Annotated in this window: 8 protein-coding genes and 2 pseudogenes; 6 read left to right on the forward strand and 4 right to left on the reverse strand. The window is 39.6% G+C overall.

What is annotated here, in order from left to right; all coding sequences use genetic code 11:
* Window positions 1-17: 17 nt before the first annotated feature.
* Complete coding sequence (locus tag ID47_RS11830) at window positions 18-2,819, reverse strand: leucine-rich repeat domain-containing protein (protein ID WP_051908707.1); 2,802 nt, start codon at window positions 2,817-2,819, stop codon at window positions 18-20.
* 212 nt (window positions 2,820-3,031) lie between these two features.
* On the opposite strand from ID47_RS11830, the pseudogene ID47_RS12385 reads away from it, so the two are divergent.
* From ID47_RS12385 to ID47_RS06730, 3 genes and pseudogenes are all read left to right on the forward strand, one after another.
* Window positions 3,032-3,727, forward strand: a pseudogene (locus ID47_RS12385) (IS6 family transposase).
* A gap of 402 nt (window positions 3,728-4,129) precedes the next feature.
* Complete coding sequence (locus ID47_RS06720; RefSeq protein ID WP_038465082.1) at window positions 4,130-4,858, forward strand: hypothetical protein; 729 nt, start codon at window positions 4,130-4,132, stop codon at window positions 4,856-4,858.
* A gap of 505 nt (window positions 4,859-5,363) precedes the next feature.
* Window positions 5,364-6,398 (forward strand): SEL1-like repeat protein, encoded by a 1,035-nt coding sequence (locus ID47_RS06730; protein WP_269516749.1) that lies wholly within the window; start codon window positions 5,364-5,366, stop codon window positions 6,396-6,398.
* A 68-nt stretch (window positions 6,399-6,466) separates the two neighbouring features.
* Here the strand turns inward: ID47_RS06730 and ID47_RS12940 are convergent, their stop codons facing one another.
* Window positions 6,467-6,667: a hypothetical protein gene (locus tag ID47_RS12940; protein ID WP_156956691.1), complete on the reverse strand. Its 201-nt coding sequence runs from the start codon at window positions 6,665-6,667 to the stop codon at window positions 6,467-6,469.
* Window positions 6,668-6,769: 102 nt separating this feature from the next.
* Here ID47_RS12940 and ID47_RS06735 point away from each other — a divergent pair, with 102 nt between their 5' ends.
* Entirely contained in the window at window positions 6,770-8,410 is a 1,641-nt protein-coding gene (locus ID47_RS06735) for a hypothetical protein (RefSeq protein WP_038465085.1), read from the forward strand.
* 417 nt (window positions 8,411-8,827) lie between these two features.
* On the opposite strand, the pseudogene ID47_RS12390 reads toward ID47_RS06735, so the two are convergent.
* Window positions 8,828-10,188 (reverse strand): annotated as a pseudogene (locus ID47_RS12390) (ISKra4 family transposase).
* A 63-nt stretch (window positions 10,189-10,251) separates the two neighbouring features.
* On the opposite strand from ID47_RS12390, the gene ID47_RS12660 reads away from it, so the two are divergent.
* Together ID47_RS12660 and ID47_RS12665 are read left to right on the forward strand one after the other, a co-directional pair.
* On the forward strand, window positions 10,252-10,536 hold the full coding sequence (locus tag ID47_RS12660) for an IS6 family transposase (RefSeq protein WP_051908712.1): 285 nt from the start codon (window positions 10,252-10,254) through the stop codon (window positions 10,534-10,536).
* Window positions 10,529-10,951: a DDE-type integrase/transposase/recombinase gene (locus tag ID47_RS12665; protein ID WP_051908713.1), complete on the forward strand. Its 423-nt coding sequence runs from the start codon at window positions 10,529-10,531 to the stop codon at window positions 10,949-10,951. Before ID47_RS12660 ends, ID47_RS12665 begins: the two co-directional genes overlap by 8 nt.
* A gap of 214 nt (window positions 10,952-11,165) precedes the next feature.
* Here the strand turns inward: ID47_RS12665 and ID47_RS11860 are convergent, their stop codons facing one another.
* Complete coding sequence (locus ID47_RS11860; RefSeq protein WP_051908714.1) at window positions 11,166-13,430, reverse strand: tetratricopeptide repeat protein; 2,265 nt, start codon at window positions 13,428-13,430, stop codon at window positions 11,166-11,168.
* Between the last annotated feature and the right edge of the window lies 1 nt (window position 13,431).

The raw sequence follows: 13,431 nt of genomic DNA on the forward strand, positions 1-13,431 counted from the left end.
CTCTCCTCTCTGTCCAATTAATGACGATCGAGGAGTTGATTGAGCCTTTGTTCCATCTCTTCGGTTAACAGACCTGGGCTAAACGTGAGACGCGCTAAGCGGATCTTACCGGTCTGCAGCATATCTATTAAGTATTGTGCACCTTTTTTGGTTAGCTTATTCCCTCCTAGATGAAGTTCCCTAAGGGTCGGATGGTTCACTAAATATTGGGCCAGGACTTTAGCACTGTGGTCACTTAATCTATTGTCCTCAAGCTTTAGGATCTCTAAGGTTCTATTCTCTTTTAAAGCTTTAGCCAAGAACTTAGCCTCTACGTCGCTTAAGCCGGTTTGGGCCAAACAAAGGACTCGAAGAGGCGAAGAGTGTTCCAGCAAATTTTGTAAGGCCAAGGCGCTCTCGAACGTGAGAGGAATTTGATTGAGAATCAGATACTCCAGGTTGATGGTAGAAAGGGTAGTGATCAGAGAGATCAGCCCTTTAGCTGTTACTCTCCTCACACCTGTTAAGTCCAACCCCCGCAGATTATGCTGGACCCTGAGCGATGTTCCCAAGGCCATCAAACCTCCGTCAGTGAGAGGATTATTGCTGAGATCTAATTGGGTAAGCTTCTTATTCATCGCCACCACACTCGCTAATCGATAGGCCTGCAATTCCCCCATCCCTAAGTTGGCAAGCTTTAACGTATTAACAGTTGTGTTGGAACTGAGAACATTCCATAAGAGTTTCAATCCCTCTTCCCCTAAGCGGAGGTTACTCAAATCAATGAGCTGTACACTATGGTCGTCCAATCCTAAGCGGACACACATATCTAACGGCAAAAGACTTTTAACCAACGGGGGAAGACCCTCATGAGAGTCCTGGATTTGTTCCAGCCGTTGCAAGGAGTGGGGCTCCGTTAAAAGGTGGTAATATTTGCCAACTTTTGGATCTTTAAGGAGAGCAGGACTAATGGATCTGACCGGTTGAGTTGGCGTCGACGGGATGGAGGAAGAAGAAGTTCTTCCCCAGATCCTATCGAAAAAACTCTTGGTTTGCGTATTCTGAGAAGTTTTCTCTCGGGGAGCGACACGACTTACTTCCAATTCTGCTTCAGGATCAACGTCTGTAAGGTTGACAGGATTAATTTCTTCCTCTTCTTCTTCGGGGTCATTATGAGGGACTGGTTCCATGAACCCTTCTTGGCGTAATTTTTGAGTAAAAGAGCTTTCCTCGACATTATATTTGGCGAGCAATTGCGTAGAAGTATGGAGAGCATAAGATGCCAAGTTCGCTGCTTGATTGGTCTTAAAAAGCTCCAGATCTTCAGGACATATAGGATTATGGTCTAACAGGATCTCTATAGTACGCTCTAACTTTTTTATCCCTTCAACAAAAGCAGCCAGGCCATTATCTCCTATTTGGTTGCCAAAAAGACCCAGTAGAACCAATTCTGGATGTACTTCCAAACATTCAGCCAGAGCTATAGCCCCCTCCTCCCCCAGTAAGGTCTTAGCGAGATCTAGGGTAGACAAGCTTTTATTTTTGGTTAAAACATCGGCAAGTTTAATACCCCCTTGATCCCCGATCGGGTTACTCGCCAAGATTAACGTCTTCAAAACAGTGTTTTGGGCTAACGCATCTGCAAGAGCATCAATTCCTTTTGCCTTTATTTTATTGTTGGCTAACCCTAAGTACGTAAGGGTGGGATTTCCTATTAAAAACTGACTAATTAATAAAGCCCCAGCATCCCCCAAATTATTGTTGAGGAGCTCCAAGGTTTCAAGAGAGGTTAAAGTCAAAAGCGCCCCACTTAAGAGAGGAAAATTAAGGGATCCGTGGAGACTTACCCCTTGCAGATAAAGCCCCCTCAGAGCCTTATTATTATGTAAGACTTCTGCTAGAAGACCCGTAGCACTATCATCGAGAGTCGTCCTCTTATACACGGGATCGTAGCTTGTAACTAAATCAGAATTGAGAGCTAACCCTAACAAACCCTCTAACGTAAGAAGATTCTGTATTTCTGGCGATAAGCCTGCCAGCCCCAAGCAAACTCTTTTAAGCCGTTTAATGAATTCTTTATTACCTAATGCTTTGCGGTCTCGATCAAACTTAGCAATTCGGGGATCTTGCAACCATTCTTTAATGGCAGGCACCGGTTCCCGCGTCAGCAAGGCATGAAGTTCAGGCGTAATTACATTATCGATAGAAGATGAGGACCGAACAGCTCGCTCATGCAGCAGAATACGCCCTCGTTCCTGAATAAATTCTTCTATTGCCGCAAAGGCCTCTGAGGAGAGGTTATTACCTTTAAGATGGATAAGCCGGAGAATAGGTGAACTAGCAAAAGCCCCCATAAGTGTCCCAGGGTCTTGGGTAATCCATTCGTCGAGTGTAAATCCGACGCCATTATCAGTGAACCCATTATCTTCTAAGCTGATACTCGATAAAGATTTTGCCTTGGTTAAGAGTCTGAAGATGAGGGGAGCACTCTCATCAGAAAGATCATTCCCGCTCAAATTTAGACGGGTGAGAGTAGGCCGGGTCATAAGGGAAGGAAGTAAAACCTTAAGAACGTCATCGTTCATAGCTGTGTTTTGCAAGCCTAAACTGATTAAGCTTTTGTTTGTATCCAACGCGTCTGCAAGCTCTTGAGCCCTCTTTTCATCAATTTCAATATCCGTGAGAGTAATATGCCCTCCTAAAGAGCTGGCATCATTGCTAATCACCCTAAGGAGGCTTCGCCAGGCTATTTCTTCCTCATCTTCCGATTCAGAATCAGAAGCAAAACAATGAAAGGCAAAGACGGAGTAGACTAAAAGCATTAAACGACGCAAATACATACAACTCTCCTAAGGGGTATTTATAATTATAAGCGAACGCTTGCAGTGTTCATAAAAAGCCATGATAATCCCAGGTGAATTTTTGCCTACTTTTCATGAAAGTAAAGGGTTAGCGTTATTCTTTTAGAATAAACTTTGGCACCGTCAACTACTTAACAAAGGAGCAAAATAGGAATAAAGTAAGGAAAAAATAAACCTGGTATGATTCCGTCATGTCTTTAAACAAAGCTCCCAAACGTCACCGCTTCCCAGTCTCGATAATCAGCCAAGCCGTGTATGGCTTTATTACCGTTTCAATCATAGTTATAGAGATGTCCAGGAACAACTAGCCTTTCGAGGAATTACCCTGAGTCATGAGACAGTCAGGAAATGGTGCACTAAATTCGATCTTCATTTTATAGATGTCATAAAGAAGCGTGAGAGGAAACCGAGTGATAAATGGCATCTGGATGAAATGGCTCTTAAGATTAATGGAGAGGTGTTTGTCTTATGGAGAGCCGTTGATCAAGATGGAATTGAGCTCGATGTCTTTCTCCAAAAACGCCGCAATAAGAAATCTGCTATCAGATTCCTAAGCCGATTATTGGGAAAGTACCCAGCCCCAAGAGTTATTGTTACCGACAAATTGAAAAGCTATGTAAAGCCGATCCAATTCATGTGCCGTAAAGCAAATCACAGGACCCACAAGCGGCTCAACAATCGTATCAAGAACGCCCATCAACCGACTCGCCGTAAAGAAAAATGCTTGATAAAATTTAAGTCTGCTCCTGGCGTTCAGAGATTATTGTCCCTGATGGGGAAGGCACGCAATATCTTTTCGGTGGAAGTTGGTCGGTACAAGAATAAAGCTCCCGATCAACGACTTACTTTTGCAGCCGCCAAGTCTATTTTGCTGGAGGCGGCTCTAGAGCTCCTTCCTGTCTAAATTTGACAGTTCCCACCCTCAATCTACCCTCTATTAGTTAAGTTGACGGTGCCCACAGAACAGATAAATTTCTTAATTTATAATTTTTACCTATATTCATAGTATATATTATATAAAATTTTTAAAATATGTCAATTTTACTCTAGCCAAGAATTTATATATTTATATTTTATATAAGGATCGTTTTTCAAAATAAGCCCCATATTATTTATGCTCTCTGCGCTCACATACTTTATCCATTATTTTTCAAGACCTTCTTTAAGGAAAACTCAAATTTGAAATTCCTTTAGAGTCAACATAAAATCCATCATTTTTTTAAAAGAAAATGATTTAAATAATATTGTATATTTAATATGTAAAAACAAATATCAAAGGGAGGATTTTAATGAAATTTTCATTTTTTAAAATTATTAGTTTAGCTTGCTTTATAATTAATTTAGTTTTCTCTCAATTAACATTAGCTACTGAGACGAAAGAGGACTCCATCCCTTCCACTCTCAAGCGTAGCCCAAGCGAAGAAGAGTTACTACAGCTTCAAGATAAAAGAGACCAACTTTTAAAACAGCAACAAAGAAATCTTGAGATAGAAAAACTGAAAGAAGAAATTGAGCAATTAGAAGCAGCAGAACTAAACAAGGAAAAAGAACAAGATCTTCCTCCTTCTATGTTTATCCCTTCCACTATTTCTGAACCTTCTAAAACTCTTCTGGAAGTTATTCCTGAAACACCTTGGTCAGGCTCAATAACTGTAAGTAATCGTTTTGGGCCTTTTCCTACAAAACAGCAGCCATATTCTATAGGGAAAATCATTGTTAATGTATTAAATTCTGACAGCCAGGTATTACAGTCTATTGAATCAGCAGAACATCCATTTAAGTCACGGTTAATTCAACTGCCTCACAATGTTAGGGCCATCCACGCTCACTTCCTGGATGCAGTCTGTCAGACAACGTTAGCTCAAGGAAGCTACAGTCCCCTTGACCAAGATACACGAAAAATTAAAATAATCTTTAAAAACGAGAAGGGACGCATTGTATCAACAGGAAGAGGAAGAAATGTGTGCCAAATAGTTTACCCTGATCAATTAAAATGCGTGATTGAAGTCAGAAAATAATGGTTGTGGGCACCGTCATCCCCTATGTATGTAAGGATTTAAGCAATGATAACAATTTTACGCATAAGAGCCGTCAAAACGACCATTTTATTTTTACCTCTGTTGATAAGAGTTTCATAGAAGTGTGACCATGGCCTCAGATCTTTGGTGGAGGCTCAAATTTCTCGGATTAAAAGATGCATCGGGAATAGCCTGAAAACGCAAAAGATTGAATCGCAACAACGCGAAGGGATCATCATTGCCACCATTATCAATAAGTGGAATTCCTTTGGCAAATGCATTTGTGTTTTTGATACTGTGTTTAGATGGTCTCCTATAAAAGAGAAACATTAATTGATATAAATTGAAAGGAGTTAAGATGATTCGGGAATTATTTTTAAACTCACGGTATTCTTGTGTGGCTTTATTCTGCTTTATATTATCAAAAAACTCTATATCTATGGATGAGAATGTATACAGTTTTGATGTTGCAAAGAGAGATGAGGAAAAGCTTTGTCTTATGCATATGCGTGCAGGAGACGGAGATGTTAAGGCGCAATATAAGCTTGGTAAAATGTATGAAAAAGGACAAATCGACAAGGATATTAAGGTAGCCCATGATTATTACAAATCAGCCGCTGATCAAGGACATATTAAGGCGCAATATAAACTTGGAAATATATATGCAGAGGGGCAGGGAGTTCTTATGTCATATGTTTCCTGGATAGCAGGTTGGCAGCCAAGAATCCCCTGCGATTATAAGTTAGCTTGTAAATATTACAAATTAGCCGCTGATCAAGGACATATTGAGGCGCAATATAAACTTGGAAAAATGTATGAAGAAGGGCAAGTGGATAAGGATATTAAGGTAGCCTATGATTATTACAAATCAGCCGCTGATCAAGGACATCCCGAAGCAAAAATCTCCCTGATAAATATTCAATATAAACTTGGAAATATATATGCAAAAGGAAAAGGAGATATCAAGCATATTAAAACAGCCCATGACTTTTATAAATTAGCTGCCGACCAAGGACATATAGGTGCGCAAAGATCACTTATTGATATGCAATATAAGCTAGGGAAGATATATGCGGATGGGCAAGGTGTTTCCCGAGATGTTAAGTTAGCTCATGACTATTATAAATTAGCTGCAGATCAAGGACATATTAAGGCGCAACACGATCTTGGCTTTATGTATATGAAAGGACGCGGCGTTCCTAAAAATAGTAAGTTGAGCTGTCATTACTACAAGTTAGCTGCAGATCAAGGACATGCTGCTGCGCAAAACAATCTTGGGCATATTTACAAAAATGGACAAGGTGTTCCTAAAGATATAAAGCTGGCTTGGCATTACTACAGGCTAGCTGCTGATCAAAAATATCCTAATGCAATAAATTCATTAATGAATATGGAATTTGATATTGGATATATGTATGAGTATGGAGATGGCATGCCCAAGGATCTTGAGGGGGCCTTTCATTTTTACAAATTAGCCGCAAATAAAGGGCATGTTGGGGCAAAACGCAATCTTGAACGGCTTCTCAATAAACGGGGATGAACGGTTTTGTAGCATCTGTGATTTGAGAGGTTGTAGATTCGACTTAATACACCCTGATTCCAGACCCACTAAGCCATGAGGGTAACAAAATTGAGGAAAGCAGATTGCGAAGCCGTTTGGCCAAGAATTTGTCCTTTTTGAATCATCCGAATATTTTCAATTCCCGAAATGGTTTCTCTGGCTGAGTAAAAGGGCACCGTCATCATTGCTAATGCTAAACTTAAATCTTTACACACATAGTTGATGACGGTGCCCTTCGTTCTGTTCAAGAATCCGTTATAAAATCGACATACTCAAAATTAAATCTGCTTTTCTCCTTCCTAAAACATTCCTCGGGTTATACAGTTACCCCCAAAAAGGGAGCATTGCTTATGACTATTAAAAAATTAAGACAATTCTTCTGGGAGGTTTGTTTTTATCTTTGTGCTTTTATTTTATTTACTGAAGCTCTTGAAGATATAAAATTTGTTGATATTGATCAATTTAAGTTCGCAACAACACAGAAGAGCGGTTTGCGTATATGTGTTTTCAATCTTAAAGCGCAACAGTATGAGACTATAAACTATTATAATTTGCCAGCAACAAAAGACCGCAAGCCGGAAGGTGAGCTGTTAAAGGATTTTGAAGGTCTAAGAGTAGCATATAATGGTGATGTTATCCTCTCCTCTCCCTTAAAGGGCATGGTTATTCGCACAAACGGTAGGATTCAGACAGAACAAGAAGATTTTAGAATTCATGTTGATGACCAAGAAAGAAACATTGCTTATCCAGGTTTACCACCATTTTCTGCCAATAAATTGAAGACCCATCTAAATGAGCAGTTTGGTAAAGGTCCGCATCGCCAAACTTCGTTTAATATTACCACTTGTACTTTGCCGAGCGGCACATCTACTACAGTCACCTTAGATAATATTTCTTCTGATGAAAGGGAAAATAAAGTTGAAAGAGGCATTATTGGAGAACTCGCTACCCGAATGACACTTTTTTGCTGTGGGTTTTATGAAAAAATCCCTTCTCAGGATAAGTGTAACCAAGGAATTGATGGGGTTTACTTTCAACAGGATGGTAAAGAAGGAGAAGTCGAGGCTTTATTTCTAACCGAATCTAAATGCCAAAATGCTTCTCGTTCACCCCTCAAAATAATGACTACCCAACTTACAGAAAAAATTCTTTATGAAAATATTGGCCGACTTGATCCCGTCTATAAAGAGCGTGTCTTAAATTTTATAGAGTCTTTTCCTAAAAAAGTTTATAAAGGAACGCATCGCATTTTAAAATCAGGAAAATCACAATGGCTGGTGCAACCCTTAGACACTAAAGCCTTTAAAGCTCAGGGGTTAGGGGTTTTTTCTCCTGAAAAAGAGAAAAAAGTCTTCATTGCCAATATCGCCTCGAAATTTAATTCTCCAGAAGAACTGTTAAGAGTTGTTTTTGAATATTATGAACTTGAGAGTGAGGAGGAGAAACTAGTTGTCTTTCAGAGGGCCCTGAGTTGTTCGCCAGAGCATTTATTGCTTTTAATGGAGGCTTGTAAACAGCAAGAACAAAAGCCGGAAGAACAGCGATCTAGAAGAAATCAAGCAGCAGAACAAAAGACCCCTGGCAATCAAACGCCAGTGGAAGAAAGTATCTTAGAAAAACAAATACTTCACGAAGCTCAAAAAAAACCTGTTGCACGGCGGATCAGCTTTAGCCTCCCAGATATTCATGTAAAAGAGGAAGTAAAAGTAGAATATAGCCGAGAAAATTTGTCAACATTGTTGACCTATATAAAAAACGGTTTTAAACGCGCTGCTCTTAAAGAGATTAATGCGGGACTTAAAAGAGTGGATCCCAATACTGTATTACTCGGTCCATCAGAGTTAGCCATGCTTTCCAACTACACACACTACTCAGACTATAACAAAAAGAGAGATCGTAAGCCTCTCTGGGATCTTTTATTACAAGCGTTTCCCGATCAGTATCAACAGACCATAGCAGACGGCCTATATAACGTGAACCCGTCTAGCTAAAACCTTTAAGGTGGTGCGGCCACCTTTCCTGAAAAACTGTCTTTCAAAGATTTTATGACTCAGAATTTAGGAGATACAGTTGTTTAAGGAGCGTTTTTGGAGGGCATATCCCAACTTAAGAATAAACTGTAGAAAATACTGATCCACTTTTAAGCCGACCAGGACGAGTTATAAAAGCAAACTAACATAGCTAATTCAATTAATCAGGAATAAGAGCAAAAACTTTACCCAATTATTCATACCTCCCACTGGAATATCTTTTCCAGCTGTGATCGTAAATCCGTTAAGATGATTCGTTTAGCAGCAAGATAAAGAACAATTAATAAAAACTTATATGCCTTATATCTTAATAAATTCGAATATTCCTCCGTTCCCTCCTTTATGTAATATATATGGAGACCATCCAGGAACGGTGGGTCAAGCTGCTAAAGGTATATGGCAGACATGATCCTCTCCCATTTGTGGGTACCAACGCTTAAAAGATTTTTTGAGTTCGTTATTCAGAGTTTTTGTTCTAACCTGAAGAAGTAAATGTGCCCCTTTTTGAGTCCACCTCATTTGCTGCTTCTTGGCCATTCTTCTGCTAATAACCTCATTAACAGTTGATTCTGCAATAGCTGACGAAATTGCTTCCCCGTGACGATAGCGCTCTCCATAGTTTATGATAAAGGGGCTATTCAAATTAATGTATGTGTAAAACTCATCAAGGATCCGCCACAATTTATACTTCTTATGCTCCTTATTTTCTGAAAACATACCCAGATCAAAACTTAATGATTCTAGAGTATTCAGGGCTTTAAAAACATTCCCATGCCAGAGAAACCACTTTATTCTATCCAGCTGTTTTTCAAAGTCGGCAAAATCCCTCCCCATTGCGCCTTTTGACATCTGTTTTAATACGGTTATTTTCATTGTTATATGAAACCAATCTATAATGTGCTCAGAACGGGGGCTCAGATAGAGAGGGAGCTCACGGACTGTGTCTCCTCCGTCTGTCAAAAATGTAATGTCTTGATTCATCTGTAAGCCTTGATTTTGTAGCATTTCATATAGTTTTCGTTTAGGTTTTTTTTCATAGTTGGTGACATAGCCAAACCTCTGGGAGTCATGGCCTTCTTGCAGGCTTTTACAAACAATGACTTCGAACCATCCTGCTTTACGGTTTTTGCCTTCCCTTGCATGAACATACCCTCCATCTAAGCTGACCGTAATCGGGGTGTCTGGTCTTGGCAGTTGATCCCACTCCCGTTGGCATCCTTCAATAAAAAAGGGCTGTTCTTTTTCTAATTCTGTTTCTAAACGTTCTGATATTTTTGGGTATTTTGGTAAACAGAAGAAGAGCTGATTTCTAAAAGCAAAATCTCCTCTAAAAGGTTAACCGTCATCCCATAGGACATTAATGAGGCCCATTTAGCCGATAAATAACTCAATTCAGGAAATAGGCGTTCTGTCAGAATGAGGGACAATGGACTAAAACTGGATTGAGACCGAGGTTGGCATTTACAAGTAAGTAATCTTGGGCTTCTAAGACAAATCTTACCAAAAAGAGTCCTGTAAATTAAAGAATGGTACCCCTTAATGAAGAAGGTGGCACCGCAGCAGGGACAAAAACGCTGACGAGAAACAAACTCAGTTATTTGATGGGTAACCATCTTTTTTTGAATTTCACAGTTAATTATCTTAGTCTCTTTTAAAGTTAATCCCAAAGTTTCAGCAGATAGCTCTTGTCTTTGGAAACAAGCAATATCTTCTGTTATACATTGATTGGGTATCGTCAAGTTGTTGAGGTAAAACTCGAATTATTGTAAGATTCTTGCAAAAATAAGAGAAAATCTTTCATCATGCGAGATCATTATAAAGGGTATCGTCTTCCCAAAAGTGTTATTGGCTTTGCTGTCCGCTACTATTACCGCTATAAAATCAGCTTAAGAGATTTAAGCGAAATGCTTCAGGATAGAGGCCTATCTGTCACTTACGAAACGATCCGGAATTGGTGCCAAACTTGGGGTCCTGTTTATGCCAGAGATATCCGTCAGAAAAGAGGATCAGCTTTTAAAGACAAATGGCATATTGATGAGGTGAGAGTAAAGATAAGGGGAAGTCTTCTGGTTATGGCGGTTGATTGATGGTGAGGGAGAAGAAATTGATGTCCTTTTACAAAGGAGAAGAAATGCCAAGTCAGCTATCCGATTTTTAAAGCGAGCTCTTAAAAAATTAGGCATGTCTCCTCGCGTCATGGTGACAGATAAGCTGAGAAGCTATAAAAAGGCCCATAGAATTTTACTCAAATCTGCGGAGCATCGATCGCATAAACGCTTGAACAATAGAATAGAAAACAGTCATCAGCCGACAAGAGAAAAAGAGAGACAAATGAGAGGTTTCAAAAGTGTGTCAAGCGCTCAAAGATTTTTAAGCAGTATGGGCACTTTTCTTAATCTTTTAAAAGTAGGACGGTATAAACAGAGAGCCAAAGAGTATCGACAAAAGTTTATCCAATCCATTGATATCTTTAATGAGATTGTGGCTTCCTACCACCATTAGGCCTAATAAGAAAGGCAGAAGGAACGTCTATTTTTTTCCTCTAAACAACTTGACGGTACCCTACGACAAGAGTAAGAAAGGAGGTGCCCGCCTTACGAGCGCTGTAATCATTAAAATGTGCTAGTATATTTAATACTCCTTATTTATTTTTCTCTTAAAATCTCTTAACTTTTTAGGACTCAGTTGGTTGAAGCAGCAATAAAATATAAAAAATTCAGTTAAATAGGAACTCATTTTCTTTCTGAAACTTCTGATTCCGGTAATATTTCCCTTTTTTTATCCCCTCTATAAAGAGATTGTAATAAACCCTAAATTTTTCGGTTTCCGCTTCGACTGCTTGCAATTTACCAGCGTATATAACAGCTAATTCATTTTGCCTCGCTAATCTGTTTGAAAATTGAGGCTCTTCTATTGCTTCTATATTGATTCTCTGAAGGTGTTTTTTAATTTCAGTTTCTGCTTTTGTCAGCACCTCCTTATAAGCCTCTTGCAGCTGCTCAAGAATACTTTCAACCTTTTTATAGGAATGTTTACTTCTTAGATTATTGATGATCTCATCAGCTAATCGAACATTGTCTTCCCCAAAACTGAGGTAAGCATTAGCAAGAAGCATATGTTGCTTCACATAAGGAATAACCTTTGTTGCTTTTTCGCGTTCTCCAATAGCCGTTTTATTCTTTGGATCGATAAAAGCAAGGCAGCTAACCATTAAGCCTGAGTGAGTATTTAACTGATGACGCCAACCAATAAATTGCACCATTATTTTTTCAAGGTGATCATAAGCGGCACAATATAAGGGAGAATATGTATCACTAAGATTAGATTGAAGGGATATAAGCATTGCTTGCCAAGAGCTCAGGAGATCCCTTTCGAGGGAGTTAATTTCTTCTTGATAGTTTGGAGCAGTCATAGGCGGAAGAGAATTAATCTTAAAGATAGTCAATAGATGGTCTTTACGCTTTGCTTTCATAAACCAAAAACTTGCTTGCGCAATATCTTTCTCAACATCTTTACCATATTGGTACATAATTGCTAAACTGGTTTGAGCATCTACATATCCCCGGCTTGCCGCTTTTATATCCCATTCGAGTTTACCCAGGATCCTTAATCGATGCTTTGCGATTGCTAAGCCTTGATTCGCAGCCTTTATATACCAATCCATTGCTTTATTATAATCGCACTCGACTCCTAGTCCCTCTTGGTACATATACCCTAAATTATTTTGAGCGACTGCAAGTCCTTGGTTCGCGACCTTTGTATACAATTCCACTGCCTTATTATAGTCACGCTCGACCCCTAGTCCATATTGATACATATAACCTAGATTGCTTTGACCCGCTGCCTCTTCTTGGTTTGCAGCCTTTGTATACAATTCCACTGCTTTATTATAGTCACGCTCTACTCCTAGTCCATATTGGTATATATACCCTAGATTGATTTGACCTACTGCCTCTTCCTGGTTTGCAGACTTTGTATATAATTCCACTGCTTTATTATAGTCACGCTCTACCCCTAAGCCCTCTTGATACATATACCCTAGGCAATTCTGAGCGATTGCCTCTCCTTGGTTAACAGCCTTTATATACCATTCGATTGCTTTATTATAGTCACGCTCTACCCCTAAGCCCTCTTGATACATATACCCTAGGCGATTCTGAGCGATTGCCTCTCCTTGGTTAACAGCCTTTATATACCATTCGATTGCTTGAGTATAGTCGCGCTCTACTCCTAGTCCATATTGGTACATATGTCCCAAATTGATTTGAGCGACTGCATATCCTTGGTTCGCGACCTTTGTATACAATTCCACTGCCTTATTATAGTCACGCTCTACCCCTAACCCATGTTGGTACATAAATCCTAAATTATTTTGAGCGATTGCTAACTCTTGGTTCGCAGCCTTTGTATACCATTCCACTGCTTTATTATAGTCACGCTCTATGCCTAATCCATCGTGGTACATAAATCCTAAATTGCTCTGAGCCAGGGCTCTGCCAGCTTTAGCCCGAGCTTTTGCACTGCTAACAAGTTCTCCAAATAAACCAGCGTCTTTTGTTTTATCGCCTAAACCTAGCAAGACGAAAAGATACCCGTCATCCTGCTGCGCCTTTGCCTTTATCCCCTCCCAGTTAAAAGGTTCGATAAGACCTTTGATGAATGATGTTACGCCTCTCTCTAAGCATTGTCTGACAATTTCTTCTTGAGCACCTGTATCGTTGTTATTAGCGAGTCCAGCCAATTCTTTGATATCCATTGAGGTACACTTAGGAGGCATAATCCCTATAGTATCGTCTTGCTGTTTCTCTGGGTTTTCTTTGTTTTTAAATTCCTCTATAGATAAGGCTTCCGCTTGCAGACGCTGAGGTTCTTCAGAAGCGTATGCTGGTAAAAGGTTGGCAATAAACCATAAGGCTACGATAAGAGTAAGAAAGGGGGTGTTCGCCTTATGAGTGCTGTAATCATTGAAATGTTCTTGCATA

The sequence above is a fragment of the Candidatus Paracaedibacter acanthamoebae genome (assembly GCF_000742835.1).
Lineage (GTDB): Bacteria > Pseudomonadota > Alphaproteobacteria > Paracaedibacterales > Paracaedibacteraceae > Paracaedibacter > Paracaedibacter acanthamoebae.

Excerpts from the sequence above, each read along its gene's own strand:
- ID47_RS11830 (WP_051908707.1), bottom strand. The coding sequence starts at position 2,819 with ATGTATTTGCGTCGTTTAATGCTTTTAGTCTACTCCGTCTTTGCCTTT.
- ID47_RS06720 (WP_038465082.1), top strand. The coding sequence starts at position 4,130 with ATGAAATTTTCATTTTTTAAAATTATTAGTTTAGCTTGCTTTATAATT.
- ID47_RS06730 (WP_269516749.1), top strand. The coding sequence starts at position 5,364 with ATGCGTGCAGGAGACGGAGATGTTAAGGCGCAATATAAGCTTGGTAAA.
- ID47_RS06735 (WP_038465085.1), top strand. The coding sequence starts at position 6,770 with ATGACTATTAAAAAATTAAGACAATTCTTCTGGGAGGTTTGTTTTTAT.
- ID47_RS12660 (WP_051908712.1), top strand. The coding sequence starts at position 10,252 with ATGCGAGATCATTATAAAGGGTATCGTCTTCCCAAAAGTGTTATTGGC.
- ID47_RS11860 (WP_051908714.1), bottom strand. The coding sequence starts at position 13,430 with ATGCAAGAACATTTCAATGATTACAGCACTCATAAGGCGAACACCCCC.